The organism is Pseudomonas syringae, from assembly GCF_002157375.1.
Classification (GTDB): domain Bacteria; phylum Pseudomonadota; class Gammaproteobacteria; order Pseudomonadales; family Pseudomonadaceae; genus Aquipseudomonas; species Aquipseudomonas syringae_T.
In genome coordinates, this window is sequence record NZ_MTSA01000005.1 from 282,608 (window position 1) to 303,842 (window position 21,235).

The 21,235-nt window shown below is 59.2% G+C and carries 18 protein-coding genes; 12 read left to right on the forward strand and 6 right to left on the reverse strand.

The genetic code is table 11. From position 1 onward, the window contains the following. Nucleotides 1-159 precede the first annotated feature (159 nt). Nucleotides 160-441 (forward strand): hypothetical protein, encoded by a 282-nt coding sequence (locus BW686_RS08335; RefSeq protein ID WP_084915857.1) that lies wholly within the window; start codon nucleotides 160-162, stop codon nucleotides 439-441. A gap of 57 nt (nucleotides 442-498) precedes the next feature. On the opposite strand, the gene BW686_RS08340 is transcribed toward BW686_RS08335, so the two are convergent. Continuing rightward, nucleotides 499-852 carry a hypothetical protein gene (locus BW686_RS08340; protein WP_084915858.1) on the reverse strand — a complete coding sequence of 118 codons (354 nt, stop codon included), beginning with the start codon at nucleotides 850-852 and terminating at the stop codon, nucleotides 499-501. 167 nt (nucleotides 853-1,019) lie between these two features. On the opposite strand from BW686_RS08340, the gene BW686_RS08345 reads away from it, so the two are divergent. The 3 genes from BW686_RS08345 to alkB are packed head-to-tail and all read left to right on the forward strand — an operon-like array spanning nucleotide 1,020 to nucleotide 2,233. Continuing rightward, complete coding sequence (locus BW686_RS08345; protein WP_084915859.1) at nucleotides 1,020-1,325, forward strand: DUF1883 domain-containing protein; 306 nt, start codon at nucleotides 1,020-1,022, stop codon at nucleotides 1,323-1,325. Between the two features lie 14 nt (nucleotides 1,326-1,339). After that, a complete protein-coding gene (locus BW686_RS08350; RefSeq protein WP_084915860.1) occupies nucleotides 1,340-1,522 on the forward strand; it encodes a hypothetical protein in 183 nt (60 codons plus the stop codon). A 24-nt stretch (nucleotides 1,523-1,546) separates the two neighbouring features. Beyond that, nucleotides 1,547-2,233 carry a DNA oxidative demethylase AlkB gene (alkB, locus tag BW686_RS08355; RefSeq protein WP_084915861.1) on the forward strand — a complete coding sequence of 229 codons (687 nt, stop codon included), beginning with the start codon at nucleotides 1,547-1,549 and terminating at the stop codon, nucleotides 2,231-2,233. Here alkB and BW686_RS08360 read toward each other — a convergent pair whose 3' ends face one another. The 4 genes from BW686_RS08360 to gnd all read right to left on the reverse strand — a co-directional run bounded on the left by BW686_RS08360 (nucleotide 2,234) and on the right by gnd (nucleotide 7,450). After that, entirely contained in the window at nucleotides 2,234-4,051 is a 1,818-nt protein-coding gene (locus BW686_RS08360; RefSeq protein WP_084915862.1) for a glycoside hydrolase family 15 protein, read from the reverse strand. It abuts the gene before it with no gap. Between the two features lie 81 nt (nucleotides 4,052-4,132). Continuing rightward, nucleotides 4,133-4,951, reverse strand: a complete 819-nt coding sequence (locus BW686_RS08365; protein ID WP_084915863.1) for a Cof-type HAD-IIB family hydrolase — start codon at nucleotides 4,949-4,951, stop codon at nucleotides 4,133-4,135. Beyond that, nucleotides 4,944-6,476 carry a glucose-6-phosphate dehydrogenase gene (gene zwf, locus BW686_RS08370; protein WP_084915864.1) on the reverse strand — a complete coding sequence of 511 codons (1,533 nt, stop codon included), beginning with the start codon at nucleotides 6,474-6,476 and terminating at the stop codon, nucleotides 4,944-4,946. Before zwf ends, BW686_RS08365 begins: the two co-directional genes overlap by 8 nt. Continuing rightward, nucleotides 6,476-7,450: a phosphogluconate dehydrogenase (NAD(+)-dependent, decarboxylating) gene (gene gnd / locus BW686_RS08375; RefSeq protein ID WP_084915865.1), complete on the reverse strand. Its 975-nt coding sequence runs from the start codon at nucleotides 7,448-7,450 to the stop codon at nucleotides 6,476-6,478. Before gnd ends, zwf begins: the two co-directional genes overlap by 1 nt. A 314-nt stretch (nucleotides 7,451-7,764) precedes the next feature. Between gnd and BW686_RS08380 the strand changes: the two genes are divergently transcribed. Continuing rightward, complete coding sequence (locus tag BW686_RS08380) at nucleotides 7,765-7,938, forward strand: DUF6026 family protein (RefSeq protein WP_084915866.1); 174 nt, start codon at nucleotides 7,765-7,767, stop codon at nucleotides 7,936-7,938. 155 nt (nucleotides 7,939-8,093) lie between these two features. Here BW686_RS08380 and BW686_RS08385 read toward each other — a convergent pair whose 3' ends face one another. Continuing rightward, entirely contained in the window at nucleotides 8,094-8,585 is a 492-nt protein-coding gene (locus BW686_RS08385; RefSeq protein ID WP_084915934.1) for a GNAT family N-acetyltransferase, read from the reverse strand. A gap of 616 nt (nucleotides 8,586-9,201) precedes the next feature. Between BW686_RS08385 and glgA the strand changes: the two genes are divergently transcribed. The 7 genes from glgA to BW686_RS08420 all read left to right on the forward strand — a co-directional run bounded on the left by glgA (nucleotide 9,202) and on the right by BW686_RS08420 (nucleotide 21,228). Further along, on the forward strand, nucleotides 9,202-10,794 hold the full coding sequence (gene glgA / locus BW686_RS08390; protein ID WP_084915867.1) for a glycogen synthase GlgA: 1,593 nt from the start codon (nucleotides 9,202-9,204) through the stop codon (nucleotides 10,792-10,794). Nucleotides 10,795-10,809: 15 nt separating this feature from the next. Beyond that, nucleotides 10,810-12,624, forward strand: a complete 1,815-nt coding sequence (gene treZ / locus BW686_RS08395) for a malto-oligosyltrehalose trehalohydrolase (protein ID WP_084915868.1) — start codon at nucleotides 10,810-10,812, stop codon at nucleotides 12,622-12,624. Continuing rightward, nucleotides 12,614-14,692 (forward strand): 4-alpha-glucanotransferase, encoded by a 2,079-nt coding sequence (gene malQ, locus BW686_RS08400; RefSeq protein ID WP_084915869.1) that lies wholly within the window; start codon nucleotides 12,614-12,616, stop codon nucleotides 14,690-14,692. Before treZ ends, malQ begins: the two co-directional genes overlap by 11 nt. After that, entirely contained in the window at nucleotides 14,689-17,472 is a 2,784-nt protein-coding gene (locus tag BW686_RS08405; protein ID WP_084915870.1) for a malto-oligosyltrehalose synthase, read from the forward strand. The genes malQ and BW686_RS08405 overlap by 4 nt, the downstream gene beginning before the upstream one ends. A gap of 17 nt (nucleotides 17,473-17,489) precedes the next feature. Continuing rightward, nucleotides 17,490-17,876, forward strand: coding sequence for a DUF2934 domain-containing protein (locus tag BW686_RS08410; RefSeq protein ID WP_084915871.1), 387 nt, complete (start codon nucleotides 17,490-17,492; stop codon nucleotides 17,874-17,876). A 158-nt stretch (nucleotides 17,877-18,034) separates the two neighbouring features. Further along, nucleotides 18,035-20,218, forward strand: coding sequence for a glycogen debranching protein GlgX (glgX, locus tag BW686_RS08415; RefSeq protein ID WP_084915872.1), 2,184 nt, complete (start codon nucleotides 18,035-18,037; stop codon nucleotides 20,216-20,218). Then, nucleotides 20,215-21,228 (forward strand): acyl-CoA dehydrogenase family protein, encoded by a 1,014-nt coding sequence (locus BW686_RS08420; RefSeq protein WP_084915873.1) that lies wholly within the window; start codon nucleotides 20,215-20,217, stop codon nucleotides 21,226-21,228. The genes glgX and BW686_RS08420 overlap by 4 nt, the downstream gene beginning before the upstream one ends. Nucleotides 21,229-21,235: the final 7 nt, after the last annotated feature.

Genomic DNA, 21,235 nt, shown 5'->3' on the forward strand with positions numbered 1-21,235 from the left:
ACAGCCCGTAAAACAGAGCATTTCCACATGCCTCAGAACACCGCCCCCTTGTGTACAAAGGCGATACAGCATTGTAAAAACATGGCGGAACGATGGCACCCGCTTTCAGTCCAACGCTCACATTCGTTAATTCTCTGAACTTATCCTGAAGCGAAAACCATGATCAGACTTCTGTCCATTATTGCTGTGCTGGGCCTCACCGGCTGCGCGACCGCCTCAAACACCTACCTGAAGAACGGAAAACAGGGACTGAGCATCGATTGCTCAGGCGAAGCCATGTCCTGGGCCAGTTGCTACGAAAAAGCCGATGCATCCTGCGCGGGCACTGGTTACGAAATTGTGGGAACGGACGGAACGCCGCAGCCTGCTGAACGTGACAAGACCCTTGGCGTGGATGTCGGCAATTACAAAAGCCGCAGCGTGCTGGTGGTCTGCAAATAATTCACGCCTGTCGCCCCGTCCGGACAGAACGGGGTGACGTGATTCGTGTACCGGCGATCAGCCTGAAATGCAGGCCTCGGCAGCATTCTGAACGTCCCGGAAACGAATAGGGACGTTGGACAGGCGCTCGTAAACCTTGATCGTACTGCCGCCCGAGCGGGTTTCGACATCAACGACCGCCGCCGGGGACTTGCTGAGCTTCTGCGCCACAATGATCCGCAAACCGTCGTGACGGGGCTCTATCAGTGGCGGCTTGCGGCTGCTGCTGATCTTGCTGGCGAAGCATTCCGCATACTCCTGAGGGTTCTTGCCCGACATCACGCTCATGGTGGGGAGTGTATGCTCGATGTCATTCACCGTGGCACAGCCAGTCATTGCCAGAGCCAGGACTACTACAGCTGCCAGTTTCATACAAAGCCTCCGAATAAAGGTCCTACGACAAGCCTGTGCGCAATTAAATCCCGAGAAGGACACTTTTTACGAGAAACACGGCAAATTAGTCGCTGCATACGTCAAATCAAGGGCGTCACATGCTATCGTTTTGATTTTTCAGAAAAACCCCTGCTTCGGAGCCCGTCATGAAATTCGTACACCAGCGTGAGCATCTCAACGAGGACGACCTGGTCGTTATCGAGTGCTCTCAGACCTGTAATATTCGCCTGATGAACGACGCGAATTTTCGCAGCTTCAAGAATGGTGGCCGACACACCTACCATGGCGGCGCATTCGACACATTCCCAGCGAAGATCGCAGCGCCCAGCACAGGGTTCTGGAACATTACCATCGACACCGCAGGTCGCAAGGTGGACACCAACGCCGGGCGCAAACCGGCTTTCACTCACAAGATCAAAATTGTCCGGCGCTCGACCTCACGACTGGGATGATGCAAGGAGTCACTGTGAACAATCCAGCACCACGCACCACCAAATTTGCTGTCAGCTACAAGCTCAACGGCGAACGTCGCTTTGAATTTGCCCAACTGCAATCGGCTTCTGTCGAAGAGGCAGAGGCCGCATTGAAGAAAATGCACGGTCAGAGTGACGATCAGATTACCGACGTGAAGGTCAGCAAGGCACTTTGACGCTCACCGCTACCCGAGTTGACCATGCAGCGCAAAGGTGACACACCTGCCAATTTCGACCTGTTTGCCGACGCAGTGCCGCAGCCCTGCAGCGACGAACAGATAGGCCCCGGTTCATGGCTGTTCCGGGGTTTCGCGCTGCCCGTCATCGCCCGGTTGCTGGCGGACCTTCAAACCACCGTTGGCCTCGCCCCCTTTCGCCACATGCTGACACCCGGCGGCCTGAGCATGTCCGCTGCGTTGAGCAGTTGCGGGCAGTTGGGCTGGATTACCGACCGTCATGGCTATCGCTACAGCGAAACAGACCCGCAGACCGGGCAACAGTGGCCGGCAATGCCGGACGCTTTTATGCAGCTGGCACAACGTGCCGCACTGGCCGCAGGCTATCCAGGGTTCACGCCTGACGCCTGCCTGATCAATCGCTATGTCCCCGGCGCAAAGATGTCTCTGCATCAGGACAAGGATGAACACGACCACCGATGGCCCGTGGTATCCGTGTCACTGGGCATCCCGGCAACGTTCCAGTTTGGTGGGCTGCAGCGCAGCGACAAGGCTCAACGTATCTCGCTGTTTCATGGGGATGTGGTGGTCTGGGGTGGCGAAGATCGCCTGCGCTTTCACGGCATTCTGCCGATCAGACAGGCTGCTCACCCACTGCTGGGTGAACAGCGTATCAACCTGACCTTTCGCAAGGCCGGCGCGGATAACTGATCAAACGCTTTCGAGCGCTCCCGAAGTCCGCGCAAGCGCAGGGCACACAACCCGGTGCAGATTCAGTGCGGTGTTGATGATCCCGATATGACTGAACGCCTGAGGGAAATTGCCCAGCATGCGGCCACCCTTGGGATCATATTGCTCCGCCAACAGCCCTACGTCATTGCACAGCCCGCACAGCCGCTCGAACAGCCGCGCAGCATCATCGGCCCGGCCCAACAGCACGTAAGCATCCGCCAACCAGAACGAACACACCAGGAACGTGCCTTCACGGCCCGCCACGCCATCAACGCTGCGCTCATTGTCATAACGCAATAGCAGACCGTCCTGCATCAACGTGCGCTCGATTTGCGCGACGGTCCCGACCACACGCGGATCCTCGGGCGGCAGAAACCCGGTCAAGACGATCTGCAACAAGCTGGCGTCAACTTCTTTTGCACCGTAGGTTTGCACAAAACTGCCCAGCTCGGCATCGAACCCCTTGCGGCAGACATCGGCATGAATCTCATCCGCCACCTTGCGGTAATGGTTCGCCAGCGCACGATCTTCATCGTCTTCGGCAGCTTGGGCGATTTGAGTGGCGTTGCGGTCGAACGCCACCCAGGCCATGACTTTCGAATGGGTGAAATGACGTGGCTCGGAACGAATCTCCCAGATCCCGGCGTCTGGCAAGTGCCAGATCTTTTCGAGATAGGGCATGACCACTTTGGAAATCGCCACGCTGCGCGGGTGCGGCGTCATGCCGCTTCTCAGCGCCTGGATCATGGCGTCCGCAACTTCACCGTACACGTCCAGTTGAACCTGATTGGCCGCACCATTGCCAACCCGCACTGGCAGCGAATGTTCATAGCCCGTCAGCCACGGTAATTCGTATTCCTGCAGGCGGCGCTCACCGCCCACGCCATACATGATCTGTATCTGCTCAGGATTACCCGCCACCGACCGTAACAGCCAGTCGCGCCAGGCCGTAGCCTCCTCGAAATAGCCCAGATTCATGAAGGCCAGCAGGGTCATGGTGGCGTCGCGCAGCCAGCAATAACGGTAATCCCAATTGCGCTCACCGCCCAGTTGCTCCGGCAATGACGTGGTCACTGCCGCGACAATGCCGCCGGTAGGCGCGTAGGTCATGGCCTTGAGGGTGATCAACGACCGTTTGACCTGGGGCGTCCACTGCCCTACGTCAGGGCACCGGTCAGAAAACTCGCGCCAGTAGACTTCAGTGGTCTCCAGCGCCTGCTCGGCATCGATACCGGCACACAAAGGCTCGAAGGATGGCTGATACGCCAGGGTAAACACCTTGCGTTCACCTTCGCTGACATGAAAATGGCTGGCGGTATGGTGATCCTGCGGGTGCAAGGCGACCGGGCTGCGCAGCACCAGCATTTCCGGCCCGGCCACTGCGGTCAATGTGTGCGCATCCCTTTTTTCGACCCACGGCACATTGCTGCCGTAATCGAAGCGGATGGCCAGATCCACACCGAACTCGACCTGCCCGCTCAACCCGACCACGATTCGCACCACATGGCCGCTGGTGTTCATGGGCATGAAATCGATCAGCATTGCGCGACCGTCGCAGGTCTCGAAAAGGGTTTCCAGAATCAGGGTGCCTTCGCGGTAGCGCCGCTCTACGGACGTCACCTCGGCGGTGGGTGCGATCTTCCAGCGACCATGATCCTCGCTGCCCAGCAGGGCGGCAAAACAGGCAGTGGAGTCGAAACGGGGGAAACATAGCCAGTCCAGCGAACCGTCACGGGCGACCAGCGCCGCCGTCTGACAGTTGCCCAGCAACGCGTAGTCTTCGATCAGTGCAGCCATTCAGAAAGGCCCGTCTTGATGATGGTTCGTTACGGCCCGGCCACCGCCATTCCTGCCGCTGGCAGCCGGTACACGGCGCGTTCAGGCTGGCAGAATGTAACGTTCGATGGCGTTGGCAACACCGTCCTGCTCATTGCTATCAGTAACATGGTCAGCCTGTCCCTTGACTGTCTGCCCACCCTGCCCCATTGCAATCGACACACCGGCCTTGTGAAACATCGCCACATCATTGCCGCCGTCGCCAATGGCCGCCGTGCGTGAAAGGTCTACCCCGAGGTACTCCGCCAGCGCCACGAGCGCCGAGCCCTTGTTGGCGTCCAGCGCCGTCACGTCCAGATAGTACTTTTGCGAGCGTGCAGCCAGGGCCAGCCCTTCTATCTGCGGGTTGAGCCGGGACTCCAGGGTCTTGAGCAGTTCAAAGTCGGCGCTGGCCGCAACGATTTTGTCTACGCGATCCAGATAAGGCTCAAAGCTTTCGACCTTAACGTAATCGTACCCGAGCGCATCGCGCTCATGATCGACGTAATCGGCTTCAGGGTCGAGCAACAGCCATTGATCATCGGCGAACACCCAGATGCCGACATTCTGCCCTTTGAACAGCTCAAGACAGGTCCTGACCGCAGCTGGATCAATGCGATGCGCCGCAAGCAGGCTGCCGTCGGGGTGAGTGATGGTGCCGCCATTGAACGCCACGGTCGGCAGATCGACGCCCAGCGCCTCGATGAACTGGCGCATCGCCCTTGGCGGGCGACTGCTGGCCAGCGTGAAATGGATGCCCGCTTCGCGCAGACGCCCGATCGCGTCGATGTTGGCCTGGCTCAGGCTATGGTCATGGCGTAACAAGGTGCCATCAATGTCGGACATCAGAAATTGCACGGGTAACGAAGATGCTTCAGACATTGAGCGCCCTCCATTCGCGTCCATCGCGGGTCAACAGCTCTTCCCCGGCAACGGGTCCGTCTTTGCCAGCCTCGTACAACTGCACATCGGGTTGCTTCGCCCAGGCGTCGAGAAACGGTTGCACCGCACGCCAGCCGTTCTCGATGTTGTCGGCACGCTGGAACAGCGTCTGATCACCGGTCAGGCAGTCATAGATAAGGGTTTCATAGCCAGTTGAGGGCTGCATTTCGAAGAAATCCTTGTAGGCGAAACCCAGTGCGATATCTTCCATGTCCAGCGTAGGGCCGGGGCGCTTCGCGAACAGGTCGAACCACATCCCCTCATTTGGCTGGATCTGGATGCGCAGGTAGTTGGGTTTGAGCCGGTCTACTTCTGTGTCACGAAATTGCGCGTAGGGTGCCGGCTTGAAGCAGATGGCAATCTCGGTGCTGCGGGCACTCATGCGCTTGCCTGTCCGCAGGTAGAACGGCACACCCACCCAACGCCAGTTGTCGACCATGACTTTGAGCGCGACGTAGGTTTCCGTGGTGCTGTCAGGCGCCACCCGGTCTTCCTGACGGTAGCCGGTAACGTCCTTGTCACTCATCTGGCCTTTGGCATATTGGCCACGCACCGAATTGGCCAGCGCTTCTTCCTCGCTCCAGGGCCGAATTGCGCCGACCACTTTGGCTTTTTCGCCACGAACGGCGTCGGCGCCGAATGCTGCCGGAGGCTCCATCGCAACCATCGCCAGCAACTGGAACAGGTGATTGGGCACCATGTCACGCAGCGCCCCGGTGTGTTCGTAAAAACTGCCGCGCGTCTCGACACCGACTGTTTCAGCCGCAGTGATCTGCACGTGGTCGATGTAATGGTTGTTCCAGAACGATTCGAAAAGACCGTTGGAGAAACGGCTGACCAGAATGTTCTGCACCGTCTCTTTGCCCAGATAGTGATCGATTCGGTAGATCTGTTTCTCGCTCATGACTTTGAGCAGGCAGCCATTGAGTTCGACCGCACTGGCAAGGTCCGAGCCGAACGGTTTTTCTATGACGACACGGCGAAACCCGCCATCGGTTTCCTGCAGCAGACCCGAAGAGCCCAGACGCTGAGCGACTTCACTGAAAAAGCGAGGTGCGGTAGCGAGGTAGAACACCGCATTCGCGGTGCCCGTGCTCTCGATCTTGCTGGCGATATCCTGATACGTCGAATCATCAAGAAAGTCGCCCTGCACGTAGCTGATACGCTCGGCCAGTTTGCTCCAGAGCGCGGGGTCGAGCGGGTCCTTGCCACCCTCGGCGACCTTGCCGGCCGCTTCGTCGCGAATGAAATTCTCGAGTTTTTTCGCAAAATCGGCGTCGCTGATCGCGTTGTGATCGACGCCGACAATGTGCAGGCCTTCATCGACCAGGCCGTCGCGTGACAGGTTATAAAGCGCCGGCATCAGCAGCCGCTTTACCAGATCGCCGTGCGCCCCGAACAGAAACAGGGTCGTGGGCGGCGCCACTTCAGGCTGGTGCTCGGCGGTGCCCCGCGACAGGCCCATTACTTGGGTTCCTTGTGGCCACCGAATCCGAAGCGCATGGCGGACAGCATCTTGTCTGCATACGAACTGGTCTGACGAGAACGGAAGCGCGCAAACAAGGCACTGGACAGCACCGGGACCGGCACGGCCTGCTCGATGGCAGCCTCGATGGTCCAGCGCCCTTCACCACTGTCGGCAACCGAACCGGAGAACGCATCCAGTTGCGGATCCGTTGCCAGCGCATCGGCGGTCAGGTCCAGCAGCCAGGACGAAACCACACTGCCACGACGCCATACTTCGGCAATGTCCGCGGTGTTGAGGTCAAAGCGCTGCTCGGATGGCAGGTGTTCGGAGTTCTTCTGCTTGAGAAGATCGAAGCCTTCGGCAAAGGCCTGCATCATCCCGTACTCGATGCCATTGTGAATCATCTTCACGAAGTGACCGGACCCGGCAGGGCCTGAGTGAATGTAACCACGCTCCGCACGGTCATCTTCCGAGACTCGCCCCTTGGTACGCTCGATTGAACCCAGGCCCGGCGCCAGTGTTGCGAACAGCGGGTCCAGACGCCGAACAACGGCATCTTCGCCACCGATCATCATGCAATAACCGCGTTCAAGCCCCCAGACGCCGCCGGAGGTGCCGACATCGACGTAGTGCAGGCCTTTTTCGGTGAGTTCCTGCGCACGACGGATATCGTCTTTGTAGAAGGTGTTGCCGCCGTCAATGATCACATCGTCGGCTTCAAGCAACTGGCTGAGGGCCTGAATGGTGTCTTCGGTGGGAGCGCCAGCAGGGAGCATTACCCAGATCGCACGGGGCTTGTCGAGCGCGCCGACCAGTTCGGCCAGGTCAGCGACAGCAGTGGCCCCGTCATTGGCCAGGGCGCTGCGTGATGCCTCATCACGGTCGTACACCACGGTAGTGTGGCCGTCCAGCATCAGACGCCGCGCAATATTGCCGCCCATGCGGCCCAGCCCAATAATCCCAAGTTGCATGAAGGTGCTCCCAAATCATAAAAAGGTGCCTCACCTGCCGTACAGCGCATCGACAGAATGTGAGCATGCTGGTTAGTCAAGCGAGGCGGAACGTCGGTTCCCTTGAAGGAACGGCGAAGACGATAACGCCCTCCGTTGGTGCATTTTGTCGTGATCAAGAAACATTCGCGACAATTAAAAAGAAAAAAGTTCCAAAATCATGCAAAAGAAATCAAAATCGGTGCCGATAGAGAGGGTAAGCAGCGACGCTCACGGATCGAAAGTCATTGCCACGGACCTCTCTGAGGTTGAATCCGCCATTTGCGAGGTGAGCAATGGGTACTTTACTGCCAGCAGTTGCACCACAAACCCTGTATGTCACGATCCGTCGCGACGAGTTGCGTTTACTGAAAGAAGAGCGCGATCAGCTTCAGCGAAAGGTCGCCCACTTGAACATGATGCTACAGCAATCCCAACTGTCCGCGCCCGGCGCAATGATTCACGCCTGACCACAGTTGCATTGCGATTCAAACCGCACCGCGGCAAGCCTCGATACGCTGGCTTGCCCGCCTGACCTGCTTTAAACGCCCCCGCCCTTCCCCTTGAAGAAAACGCCGCCGCAGCCCTCTATTCTCATGCCATGCAGTTCATGCGACGGCAATGGCTAAAGCGACTTTTGCCAGAACATTGCACGGCCCATTTCCGGGTTCAACTGATAATTGTCAAAGCCGAGCTTTCTGTAGGCACCCTGGGCAACTTCGTTACCTTCCAGGACCTCCAGCGTCAATTTGCAGCAACCCCGCTGACGCGCAATTTCCTCAACCTTGAGCAACATCTTCTGGCTGATGCCCAACCCCCGGTATTGCGAGATGACCGCAACGTCGTGAATATTGACCAAGGGACGGCAGGTAAAGGTTGAAAAACCTTCAAAACAATTGACCAGCCCCACAGGCTCTCCGGAAATGAAAGCCAGCACGCTGAAAGCATGCGGGCGCTTGGCGAGTTCTATGGCCAACTGTTGCCGGGTGTCGCTCGACAGAGGCCGCCCCGTACCCATGACATCCATCGAATATTCGTTCAACACAAACCCGATCGCTTCCGCGTGTACGGGATTTGTGTAACTTGCTTGCAGTACCAGTACCTCGGGGGCTTCCATTTCCATCCTCGTCAATTCGATCAGGGTGAATCAGTAAAATCAGTCAAAAGGCGATGTATCAACACAAGCTCAATGGCTGACAGGTCTGGCCGATTCTATCCTGCCCGGACCTTAAATGTTCCAACACAGGCGTAGGAAACCTCTCACAAACCCCAGAGATTTACCGCCAGACGCACTCAGAAAAGGCGCGACGCACCGACCATGCTCATTCGGCCTTTCTTCCGCTGAAGGCATGCACCGAAAACGACCCGGCCCACGGTAATTGTCGAACGATCCGACGACCGGTCATGCCTGCTGCCGGCCCGGGATTCTGCCCTTAAAGTGCGCAGCGCCCCTCGGGCCGCCTCTTGCAGCACGCCTTCCGCGTCGGCCACAAAGCCCGTTCCAGACATTCTCGGATAAAAAAGTCGAAACTTCTCCAAAACGGCCCTGTCAGGTGAATAGAGCATCTATGCTATTGGCTGACATCCGGTTATGGCGACATCACGCCGCTTTGTCACTACGCATGATCGAAACGGGTATTGATCTTGCGTAGTGTACGTATGTGTACCCGGCCATAGGAAATGGCCAATAAAAATCAAAGTGATGCACCAAGACTGTTTAAGGGGAAAGATCGATGATTAGCGCCGCTGTCAAAACCCAGAAGGGAGAGAGTTTTAACCAGCCGGTTGGCGAGCTGACTCATCTGCCTATTTTTACTGCCAGCAGCCTTCCATCGCTGCAGTTGCCTGCCTCGCCTGTTCAACCGACCTTGTCTCAGGTCAACAGACGTAAAGTGCTTTTCGTGACATCGGAGCTGGCTGACCTGGTGAAAACCGGTGGGCTGGGTGATGTGTCTGCTGCATTGCCGCGGGCCATGCGCCACTTACATGACGTGCGCGTACTGATTCCTGGCTATCCGCAAGTCATCAACAGTGGCAACCCGATTCATATCATCAGCCAGCTGGGCGGACATGCCGCGCTGCCACCGTGCAAGGTGGGTCGCATGGACATGAAAGACGGCCTTGTGATTTACGTGCTGATCTGCCCGGAACTGTACGAGCGCGAAGGCACGCCTTACGCCGACAGCACAGGTCGCGACTGGGCAGACAACCACATTCGTTTCGCGCGCCTGGGCCTGGCGGCTGCAGAGTTCGCGGCCGGTGAAGTGAAAAGCCAGTGGTGCCCGGAGCTGATACACGCCCATGACTGGCCGGCCGGCCTTGCGCCCGCCTACATGCGCTGGCGCGGGCAGGCAACGCCAAGCATTTTCACTATTCACAATCTGGCCTATCAGGGAACAGTGAGCACCGCTTCGAGCCGTGAACTGGGCATTCCTGATGAAGCGATCACCCCTGAAGGCATGGAATTCTACGGCCAGCTGTCGTTCATCAAGGCCGGCATGGCGTTCGCCAGCCATATCACCACCGTCAGCGCCACCTACGCCCATGAGATCACCACGCCTGAATTCGGCTGTGGCCTCGAAGGCTTTCTGCAAAGCAAGGCCGACAAGGGTCAGCTCAGCGGGATTCCCAACGGGATCGATGAAAGCTGGGATGCCGCGACCGACGAACACCTGATCTGCCACTTTGCGCCCAACGAATGGACCCGCAAGGAAATCAATGCTGACTACGTTCGCGAACTGTTCGAACTGGACGCCTCTTCAGGCCCATTGTTTGCAGTGGTTTCACGGCTTGTTTTCCAGAAGGGCCTGGACCTGACCATCGGAGTTGCCGAGCACATCGTCAACAATGGCGGGCAGATTGCGATCATCGGTCAGGGCGAGCCAGAGGAAGAAGAGGCAATGCGCGAGCTGGCTGCCCGCTTCCCGGGACGTATCAGCGTGCGCATCGGCTTCAATGAAACCGATGCACGACGCATGTTTGCCGGCAGCGATTTTCTGCTGATGCCTTCCCGCTACGAACCTTGCGGGCTCAGCCAGATGTACGCCCAGCGCTTTGGCTCGTTGCCCGTCGCGCGGAACACGGGCGGCCTGGCGGACACGATTGAAGACGGTGTCACCGGCTTTCTGTTTAACGAATCGACGGTTGAAAGCTACATCGGCGCTCTGAATCGCGCCTTTCACGTCTTCAAATACCCCGAACTGCTCAACGCCATGCGCTGCCGCGCGATGGCTGCACCCTTCAACTGGCGCCAGGCCGTGGAGCCCTACGCAGAGCTTTATCGTGACCTGTTGAAGAAAAACGTGAGTATTTCCAGCAACTACTAGGTTAAGGATCAACGGATGCCCCCGCGTACAGAAGAGAACTGGCGCCACGGCGCCCTTTTGTTGAACTCGGAAAACACCCGGTTTGCCCTCTGGGCGCCGGATGCCTCACATGTAAGCGTTGAATTGCAGGACGGTCAGTCTCTGGCCATGCAGCAGAAGCCGGAAGGCTGGTTTGTTCTGGAAGCTCCCTGCAAGGCGGGTACGCGGTACCGCTTTAACATTGATGGAAAGCTTGAGGTGCCAGACCCGGCATCGCGTGCGCAGGTCGACGATGTTCATTCCCAGAGCCTCGTCGTCGACCCCAACGCTTATTCGTGGCAACACACCGCCTGGAAAGGCCGCGCTTGGCATGAGGCCGTTATCTACGAGCTGCATGTCGGTGCAATGGGCGGTTACGCCGGCGTCGAGAAACACCTGCCCCGCCTCGCTGCACTGGGCATCACTGCCATAGAACTGATGCCACTGGCGCAATTCCCCGGTGATCGCAACTGGGGCTATGACGGCGTTCTTCACTACGCGCCGCAATCATCGTATGGCACGCCTGAACAACTCAAACACCTGATCGACACCGCTCACGGCCTGGGCCTCATGGTGATTCTGGACGTGGTGTACAACCACTTTGGTCCGGACGGCAATTACCTGGGCAGTTACGCCAAAGAGTTTTTCCGCAGCGACCTGCACACACCGTGGGGCGACGCCATTGATTTCCGTCGCCCGCAGGTGCGCGACTTTTTCGTCGACAACGCACTGATGTGGCTGCTCGAATACCGTATCGACGGGCTGCGTATGGACGCCGTTCATGCCATTCGCGACGAGACCTTCCTGCCCGAATTCGCAACCCGCGTGCGTGCGCAGATCGAACCGTCTAGACACGTCTGGCTGAACCTGGAAAACGAATTCAATCAGGCTAGCCTGCTCGACAAAGGTTTTGATGCGCAGTGGGACGATGACGGGCACAACACTCTGCACGTACTGCTGACCGGCGAAACCGACGCCTATTATTCGGATTTTGCGAAAGAGCCGACGCAGAAACTTGCACGTCTGCTCAGCGAGGGTTTTGTCTATCAGGGCGAAGCGACTCGTCACGGGCATACCCGGGGCGAGCCCAGCGGTCATCTTCCGCCAAGTGCCTTTGTGCTGTTTCTTCAGAACCATGATCAGATTGGCAACCGGGCATTAGGTGAGCGCCTGCCACAGCTCTGCTCGCCCGCCGCACTCAAGGCGGCCACCACCCTGCTGTTGCTTTCGCCCATGATTCCGCTGATGTTCATGGGTGACGAGTGGGCGGCGAGCGAGCCTTTCCTGTTCTTTACCAGCCATCACGGCGAACTGGCCGATGCGGTACGTGAAGGCCGTCGCAAGGAGTTTGCCGACTTTGCAGCGTTTGCGGACCCGGAAAAGCGCGAGCATATTCCAGACCCTAACGACATCAAGACCTTCGAGGCGTCACGCCCTGCTTTTGCGGCAGTGGACCTGGAAACCGACAAAGGACTGGATCACCGTCACTGGGTCGATTTCTACACCCGGCTATTGGCCCTGCGCCACCAGGAAATCATCCCCCGGCTGCCCGGCGCACGCTTCCTGGACACCCGCGTGGTGGGCGACAAGGCGGTCAGCGCACGCTGGACGCTGGGCGATGGCAGCGTGCTGTGCATCGACCTGAACCTCAGCGAAAACGCCGTTACCGCGCCGCGTTCCAAAGAGGCCCGGGTGATTTTCTCCAGCGCCGGCAAATCGTCCGAACTTTCCTCGTCAGGCATCCTCAATCCTTACACGGCCGTTGTCAGCCTGAAAGCAAGTGATGTTCTGGAGGAACAGGATGAACAATGAGCAACTGGAGAGGCTTGCGACCGAGGCCGGTTTGTCGGTGCATTGGGTGGACGCCAACGCTCGTCCACAGACCGTCAGCCCTGACGTGCTGCGCAAAGTGCTTGATGCGCTGGGCTATCCGGCTGAAAGTGGCGAGGCCATTGACGCCAGCCTGCAACGTTTGCAAAACGCCAGTCATGGCACCAGTGCCCCGCCACTGCTGACGGTGGACCAGGACAGCAACCTGAATCTGTCGGAATGGTTTGCACCGGAAACGCCTTTCACCCTGCACCTTGAAGACGGCTCTTCACTGGACGCAAAACTGACGGCAAATGGCGAGTTGCCTGCGCTTGCGCCTCCGGGCTATCAACAGCTGGACATTGCCGGACAGCACCTGACCATCGCCGTCGCACCGAAAACCTGCTTCAGCATGGCCATGGCCACCCAGGCAGCGACGCCGCGCGGCTGGGGCCTGACGGCTCAGTTGTACAGCCTGCGCCGCGACGGCGACGGTGGTTTCGGTGACACCGAAGCGCTGGAAACGCTTGTGCGCTCTGCCGGCGAGCGCGGTGCTGACGCGCTGGGCATCAGCCCGATCCATGCGATGTTCGCCAATGATCCGCACCGCTACAGCCCGTATTCACCGTCCAGCCGGTTGTTCCTCAACAGCCTGTACGCCTCCCCTGGCGCCATTCTCGGCGAACGGGCCTGGCGCCAGGCTATCGAGGACGCGGGGGTTGGCGAAGAGATAAAGCGTCTGGAGTCAGTGCCGCTGATCGAATGGCCAGCCGCAGCCGAGGCCAAATGGAAAGCGCTTCACGCGCTGTATGAAGTGTTCAGTGCCAGTGCTCACCCCTTGCACGAAGACTTCAACAGCTTCCGCCACAGCGGCGGCGAAGCGCTGGAAAATCACTGCCGCTTCGAGGCGCTGCGTGCGGAGTCCGCGACGCTGGCGATCAGCGACAACTGGCATGAATGGCCGGAGCATTTCAAGGACCCGCGCAGTAACGCTGTGGCCGATTTTGCCAAAGCGCACGGCGAACAGATCAGCTTTCACGCATTCGCCCAGTGGCTGATTGCACGAGGCCTGGAGCGCGCGCAGGTGGCTGCGCGCAGCAGCGGAATGCGCATCGGCCTGATCGCCGATCTGGCAGTGGGTGCCGACGGTGCCGGGAGCCAGGCCTGGAGTCGTCAGGACGAATTGCTGTCGGCCCTGACGGTCGGCGCCCCACCCGATATCCTCAACCGCGCCGGACAAAGCTGGGGAATCTCTGCCTTCTCGCCTGATGGACTCAAGCGCAATGGTTTCCGGGCATTCATCGAGATGCTGCGTGCCAATTTCGCTCATGCCGGCGGCTTGCGTATCGACCACGTGATGGGCCTGCAACGTCTGTGGGTCATCCCGCAGGGTTCGCCTCCCAGCGAAGGCGCTTACCTGAATTTCCCACTGGACGACATGCTCCGTCTGCTGAGCCTCGAATCGTGGCGGCACAAGGCAATTGTGCTGGGTGAAGACTTGGGCACGGTGCCTGAAGGCCTCAGTGAAAAACTCAGCGCACGGGCCATTCTGGGCATGCGCGTGCTGTTGTTCGAACAAAACAACGGCCAGTTCAAACCGGTTCTCGACTGGTCCGATCAGGCGCTTGCCACCACCAGTACGCATGACCTGCCGACGCTGGCGGGCTGGCTCAGCGAGTTGGACATCGAATGGAATGCCCGACTGGGCCACATTGATGAACAGCACGAGTCGCAATGGCGTGAAGAGCGCCTGCGCGAATCCCAGAGCCTGCGCCGCGCGTTGAGCCAGAACTCCGACAGCCTGCCAGCGGACAGCGAAGCGCCGGATCAGATCATTGATGCGAGCATTCGCTACATTGGTCATACCCGCGCGCCTTTGGTATTGCTGCCGATGGAAGATGCGCTGGGCGTCGAAGAACAGGCCAATCTGCCTGGCACCATCGACAGCCACCCTAACTGGCGCAGGCGCCTTCCCGGCCATGCGGCCTCTTTGCTCGATAACCCGAATGCTGCTCGACGACTGGAATTGCTGTCCCAATCCCGGCTGCAAGCTGCGGAGCGTGACCAATGAATCGTCCACTACAGCCTTTGCGCGCGACCCAGCGTCTGCAATTTCACAAGGATTTCACCCTGGATGATGCGGTGCCGTTGGTGCCGTATTTCGCCAGTCTCGGTATCAGCCATATTTATGCGTCGCCGTTGCTCAAGGCACGTGCCGGCTCGATGCACGGCTATGACGTTGTCGACCCGACGGTGATCAACCCGGAACTGGGCGGCGAACCCGCCCTGTTGCGCCTGGTCGCGACCCTGCGTACACACGGCATGGGGCTGATCCTCGACATCGTCTCCAACCACATGGCCGTTGGCGGTGCCGACAACCCGTGGTGGCTGGACCTGCTGGAGTGGGGACGTCGCAGCCCGTACGCAGACTTCTTCGACATCCAGTGGAATTCGCCGGACCCATTGCTGGAAGGACAATTGCTGCTGCCGTTTCTGAGCAGTGACTACGGCACGGTGCTGCAGGCCGGAGAAATTCCGCTGCGCTTCAACGCCGAGCAGGGCTCGTTTTATATCGAGCACTATCAGCACCATTTCCCGGTCTGCCCGTTGACCTACGATGCGTTGCTTGAGGCGGTGGACCACCCGCAACTGAAGGAAATGAACCAGCGTTTCACTGCACTGGCTCAATACCCACAAGCCTATGAACGCGCGCGCCAAGCCAAAGCCGAATTGGCCGAACTGGCAAATGACCCGCAGATACTCAAAGCCATCGAGCACATCCTTGCGCGGTTTGACTCCAGCCAGCCTGAGGGCTTCCAGCGTCTGCATCAATTGCTGGAGCGTCAGCATTACCGCCTCGCCAGCTGGCGCACCGCCGGTGACGACATCAACTGGCGGCGCTTTTTCGACATCAATGAATTGGGCGGACTGCGCGTAGAGCGCCCGCAAGTATTCGAAGCCACCCACGGCAAGATCTTTCAACTGGTCGCCGACGGCCTGGTCGATGGGCTGCGTATCGACCACATCGACGGGCTGGCCAACCCGCGCGGCTATGGCCGCAAGCTGCACCGCCGGGTCAAGAGCCTGTTGAAGCAACGCCCTGCCGAAGCGCAGATCGAGCACTTGCCGATCTTCGTCGAAAAAATCCTCGGGCCTGACGAACCGCTGCGCGAAGACTGGAGCGTCGACGGCACGACCGGTTACGAGTTCATGAATCAAGTCTCGCTGCTGCAACACGACCCCAAGGGCAAAGAGCCACTGGGCGAGCTGTGGAGTCGTCTGTCCGAACGCACCGCCGACTTTGATCAGGAAGTACTGGTTGCCCGGGATCTGGTGCTGCATGGCACGCTGGCAGGCGACTTCGAGAACGTTGCGCAATCCCTGCTGCAGGTCGCACGCAGCGACCTGATGAGCCGAGACCTGACACTGGGTGCGATTCGCCGCGCCTTGCTGGCGCTGGTGGTGAACTTCCCGATCTATCGCACCTACATATCGGTGTGCGGCCGCTCTGAACAAGATGACCACTACTTCCAGCAAGCAATGGAAGGTGCTCGCACTACCCTGAATGAAGGCGACTGGCCGGTGCTCGATTATCTGGCACGCTGGCTGGGTGGAGAGTCGTGGCGCAAACTGCCGCGCGGTCATCTGCGCAAGCTGTACAAGAACGCCTGCGTGCGGTTCCAGCAACTGACCTCGCCTGTCGCGGCCAAGTCGGTTGAAGACACCTCGTTCTACCGTTCTGCGGTGCTGCTGTCGCGTAACGATGTCGGCTTCCATCCGCAGCATTTCAGCGCGCCGGTTGATGAGTTTCATAACGTCTGTCTGGAGCGCCTGGAAAAATTCCCCGACAACCTGCTGACCACAGCGACCCACGACCATAAACGCGGTGAGGACACTCGCACCCGCCTTGCGGTGCTGAGCGAGTGCGCTCCGTGGTATGCCGAACAGGTCGAGCGCTGGAGACAACTGGCCGTGCCGCTCAAGGGTGATGAACCCTCGATCAGCGCAGGCGACGAACTCATGCTCTACCAGGCGCTTCTGGGCAGCTGGCCATTGAATCTCGACGGCGAAGAAGCCCACGAAAGCTATGCAAAGCGCATGGTTCAGTGGCAGGAAAAAGCCCTGCGCGAAGCGAAACTGCACAGCAGCTGGAGCGCCCCGAACCAGGCTTACGAAACAGCCTGCCGCGAGTTTTTGCAACGGCTGTTGCTTGCGCCTGAAGCGCTGGGGCTTCGTCAGTCGTTGAGTGCAACGGCCAACCGCATCGCCACCGCCGGTGCGCTCAATAGCCTGGCGCAAACCTTGCTACGCTTGACAGCACCGGGTGTCCCGGACTTGTATCAAGGCACCGAGTATTGGGATTTCAGCCTGGTCGATCCGGACAACCGGCGCCCGGTGGATTACGCGGCCCGGCAGGCATCGCTGGCAGACGAAGCCAGCGCAGCCGAGCTGTTGGAGCATTGGCAGGATGGCCGAATCAAACAGGCCTTGATCGCGAAGGTACTGAACCTGCGGGCCAGTCACCCGACGCTGTTCAGCAAGGGGCGTTACATCCCTCTTGAGATAAAGGGCAGCCACGCCGATCAGGTGATGGCGTTTGCCCGAGAGACGCAAGGAGTGCGCGCAATCATCGTAGTCCCACGCATAAGCAGTGAACTATTGGGTACTGCACAAACTCCATTGATTAATGCTGCCAATTGGGGCGACACGCGGATTGTGGTGCCGTTTGCCGATTCCGGTACTCACTGGAAGGGGCTCTTTTCTGACGTTGTCGTGATGAATGATCGGGAAATACCGCTCACTGCGGCGCTGGAAAGTTTTTCCGTCAATTTGCTTATTCAAACTACGTAATAGCTGGGAGTCTCGACATGAGTGCAGACGAAAAAAGAATTCGCGATTTCGCCTATCAGATCTGGGAGTCGGAGGGTAAACCTTCCGGCCACGATGAGCGTCACTGGGAAATGGCGCGCAAGCTGGCGGAAGCGGAAGCACTGGCGCCTAACAAGTCCACCGTGCGCAAATCGAGCAAGCCCAAGTTGCCTGAAGTGGACAGCGCCAAGGCCCCTGCGAAGGGCGCTGCCAAGCCTGTGGCGAAGTCGGCACCTGCGGCCAAGCCCGCTGCAGCACCGAAAGCCAAGCCTGCTGCAAAGGCGGCTCCCAAGCCAGCACCGAAGCCTAAACCAACGCCCGGCGCTGCCTCTGACGCACCTGCCAAACCTGCTGCCAAGAAGCCACGCAAGCCGTCTGATTCTTGAAACTCTTCTGGCCGCTCGCCAGTCCATTGCAGCAGGCCTCACTCTGATCAGAGATGAGGCCCGCTGCAACTCCACTCGTTATCTTCAGTGTTGGAGCCTCTACGGCTTCGATAGCGGTCTCGGCTGCAGAGAAAATCATTCGACGTCAGGAAGTCACCATGAATACGAAGTCCACTACCGCGGCAGATGAAAGCTCCGCTGCGCATGACAATCCTGCCAGTACACCGACGCGCATTCGTGAAGGGCTCCCCTTCCCCCTGGGTGCGAGCTGGGACGGTCTGGGCGTCAACTTTGCCTTGTTCTCCGCGAACGCCACCAAGGTCGAACTATGCCTGTTCGATTCGACCGGTGAGGTCGAACTCGAGCGCATCGAGCTTCCGGAGTACACCGACGAGATCTACCACGGCTATCTGCCCGATGCCCATCCAGGCCTGATCTATGGCTATCGCGTGTACGGTCCGTATGATCCGGAGAACGGCCATCGCTTCAACCACCACAAATTGCTGATCGACCCGTACGCCAAGCAACTGGTGGGCGAACTGAAATGGTCGGAAGCCCTGTTTGGTTACACCATTGGCCATGAGAAAGGCGATTTGAGCTTCGACGAACGCGACAGCGCGCCGTTCGTGCCGAAAAGCAAGGTCATCGACGAGGCGTATACCTGGGGCCGCGATCAGCGCGTCGGAACGCCTTGGGACAAGACCATTTTCTACGAGACCCATGTGCGCGGCATCACCATGCGCCATCCTGAGGTTGCTGAAGAACTGCGTGGCACGTTCGCCGGTCTGGGGTCGGCACCTGTCGTCGAACACATCCGCAAACTGGGCGTGACGTCCGTCGAACTGCTGCCGATCCATGCGTTTGTCAACGATCAGCATCTGTTGCAAAAAGGCATGACCAACTATTGGGGCTATAACAGCATTGCGTTCTTCGCCCCGGACCCGCGTTATCTGGCGAGCGGCAAGATTGCCGAATTCAAGGAAATGGTTGCGCACCTGCACCATGCCGGGCTGGAGGTCATTCTCGATGTGGTCTACAACCACACCGCCGAAGGCAACGAGCTGGGCCCTACCCTGTCCATGCGCGGTATCGACAACGCCTCGTATTACAGGCTGACGCCGGAAAACAAACGCTTTTACATCAACGACTCCGGCACAGGTAACACCCTGGACCTGAGCCACCCTTGCGTGCTGCAGATGGTGACCGACTCGCTGCGTTACTGGGCGTCGGAGATGCACGTTGACGGCTTCCGTTTTGACCTGGCGACCATTCTTGGCCGCTACCACGATGGTTTCGACGAGCGCCACAGCTTTCTGGTCGCCTGTCGTCAGGACCCTGTCCTGCGTCAGGTCAAACTGGTTGCCGAGCCTTGGGATTGCGGTCCGGGCGGCTATCAGGTCGGTGGGTTCCCGCCGGGCTGGATGGAGTGGAACGACAAATTCCGCGACACCGTGCGTGCATTCTGGAAAGGTGACGAAGGCCAGTTGGCCGATTTCGCTGCACGCATGACGGCCTCCGGCAACATGTTCAACCAGCGCGGTCGTCGCCCTCAGGCTTCCGTGAACTTCATCACCGCTCACGATGGCTTCACGCTGCACGACCTGGTGTCGTACAACGACAAGCACAACGAAGCGAACGACGAAAACAATCAGGACGGCAGCAACAACAACCTGTCCTGGAACCACGGTGTTGAAGGTCCTACTGAAGACCCGGAAATCAATAACCTGCGTTTGCGTCAGATGCGTAACTTCTTTGCCACCTTGCTGCTGGCACAAGGCACGCCGATGATCGTTGCCGGTGACGAGTTCGCCCGTACCCAGCATGGCAATAACAACGCCTACTGTCAGGACAGCGAGATTGGCTGGATCAACTGGGATCTGGACGAAGACGGCGAGGCGCTGCTCAAGTTCGTGACCCGTGTGATCAAGCTGCGTCAGACCTACCCGATCCTGCGTCGCAGTCGCTTCCTGGTGGGCGATTACAACGAACAAATCGGTGTGAAAGACGTCACTTGGCTTGCGCCGAATGGCGAAGAGATGAGTGTCGAGCAATGGCACGATGCCAACGGCCGCTGCCTGGGCATGTTGATGGACGGCCGCGCACAGGAAACCGGTATTCGTCGCCCTGGCGCCGACGCCACGTTGCTGCTGGTGGTCAACGCCCATCACGACGGCGTCAACTTCACACTGCCGGAAGTGCCAGAAGGTACGCATTACGAGTGCCTGATCGACACCAATCAGGATGACGCGCGCAACAAGGAGCAGTTTGCGTTCGGCTCGGACTACACCGTGACGCCGCGTTCTCTGCTGCTGTTTGAACTGAAGCGTGAAGATCAGCAATGACCGATGCCTTGAGTGAGTTTCTCGACTGGCGCAAGCATGGCTATGCCGATGCGCGTGCGCTGGGCGAGTGCTTGCAGGCATTGGTCAGAGAAGGTCTGGATCAGCTTCCCCTGCCCGCCGGTGGTCAGACACTTGAGCGCTGGCAGGCGCTGGCCTGCGTGGCAGGCCACGACCTGGGGTTGTGCAAGTTGTACGAGGGGCACACAGACGCCTTGGCTATCATGGCGGAACTGGGTGCCCCGCCCCCCGAACAATTCAGCACCTGGGGCATGTGGGCGGCAGAGCCACCGCAGGCACGGGTGAGTATCAGCGGCTCCGGCGATTCGCTTCGTCTGGATGGCCGTAAAGCATGGTGCTCAGGTGCAACTGCACTGAGCCATGCATTGATCACCGCATGGGACCCGGAAAATCGCCAGCGACTGGTCGCCGTGCCACTTGACCAGCCAGGCGTCCACTTGACCGGCGATGGCTGGCGTGCGGTAGGCATGGGTGCAACCGGCAGTGTCGAAGTGGTATTCGAACACGCCAGTGGCCAATGGGTCGGTGCGCCGGGCAGCTACGTGGGTCGTCCCGGCTTCTGGCACGGCGGCATCGGCATTGCCGCGTGCTGGTACGGTGCTTCTCGCTCGATTGCCCAGCGCCTGCTTTCACAGGTCAGCAAGCGCGAAGATCCCCATGCGTTGGCGCATCTGGGGGCGGTGGATGTAGCCCTGGCTGCCGCAATCGACGTGCTGCGCGCCGCAGCTCTTCATCTGGATCAAGCCCCCGCTGAAAACGCTGAAGTGCTCGCCCGACGCTGCCGTGCCTATGTCGAACAGGCCGCCGATCTGGTGATTCGTCATGTAGGCCGCGCCGTGGGCGCAGGGCCTTACTGCAAGGACGCCCATTTCGCCCGGCTGATCACCGATCTGCCGGTCTTCCTGCGTCAGAGCCATGCCGAGCAGGACCTGGCGGCGCTGGGCCGGTTGACCGGCACCCGGCTCCCTGTGGCGCAGACGTGGTCATTGTGAGGGCGCA

Excerpts from the sequence above, each read along its gene's own strand:
- BW686_RS08335 (WP_084915857.1), top strand. The coding sequence starts at position 160 with ATGATCAGACTTCTGTCCATTATTGCTGTGCTGGGCCTCACCGGCTGC.
- BW686_RS08340 (WP_084915858.1), bottom strand. The coding sequence starts at position 852 with ATGAAACTGGCAGCTGTAGTAGTCCTGGCTCTGGCAATGACTGGCTGT.
- BW686_RS08345 (WP_084915859.1), top strand. The coding sequence starts at position 1,020 with ATGAAATTCGTACACCAGCGTGAGCATCTCAACGAGGACGACCTGGTC.
- alkB (WP_084915861.1), top strand. The coding sequence starts at position 1,547 with ATGCAGCGCAAAGGTGACACACCTGCCAATTTCGACCTGTTTGCCGAC.
- BW686_RS08360 (WP_084915862.1), bottom strand. The coding sequence starts at position 4,051 with ATGGCTGCACTGATCGAAGACTACGCGTTGCTGGGCAACTGTCAGACG.
- BW686_RS08365 (WP_084915863.1), bottom strand. The coding sequence starts at position 4,951 with ATGTCTGAAGCATCTTCGTTACCCGTGCAATTTCTGATGTCCGACATT.
- zwf (WP_084915864.1), bottom strand. The coding sequence starts at position 6,476 with ATGGGCCTGTCGCGGGGCACCGCCGAGCACCAGCCTGAAGTGGCGCCG.
- gnd (WP_084915865.1), bottom strand. The coding sequence starts at position 7,450 with ATGCAACTTGGGATTATTGGGCTGGGCCGCATGGGCGGCAATATTGCG.
- BW686_RS08380 (WP_084915866.1), top strand. The coding sequence starts at position 7,765 with ATGGGTACTTTACTGCCAGCAGTTGCACCACAAACCCTGTATGTCACG.
- BW686_RS08385 (WP_084915934.1), bottom strand. The coding sequence starts at position 8,585 with ATGGAAGCCCCCGAGGTACTGGTACTGCAAGCAAGTTACACAAATCCC.
- glgA (WP_084915867.1), top strand. The coding sequence starts at position 9,202 with ATGATTAGCGCCGCTGTCAAAACCCAGAAGGGAGAGAGTTTTAACCAG.
- treZ (WP_084915868.1), top strand. The coding sequence starts at position 10,810 with ATGCCCCCGCGTACAGAAGAGAACTGGCGCCACGGCGCCCTTTTGTTG.
- malQ (WP_084915869.1), top strand. The coding sequence starts at position 12,614 with ATGAACAATGAGCAACTGGAGAGGCTTGCGACCGAGGCCGGTTTGTCG.
- BW686_RS08405 (WP_084915870.1), top strand. The coding sequence starts at position 14,689 with ATGAATCGTCCACTACAGCCTTTGCGCGCGACCCAGCGTCTGCAATTT.
- BW686_RS08410 (WP_084915871.1), top strand. The coding sequence starts at position 17,490 with ATGAGTGCAGACGAAAAAAGAATTCGCGATTTCGCCTATCAGATCTGG.
- glgX (WP_084915872.1), top strand. The coding sequence starts at position 18,035 with ATGAATACGAAGTCCACTACCGCGGCAGATGAAAGCTCCGCTGCGCAT.
- BW686_RS08420 (WP_084915873.1), top strand. The coding sequence starts at position 20,215 with ATGACCGATGCCTTGAGTGAGTTTCTCGACTGGCGCAAGCATGGCTAT.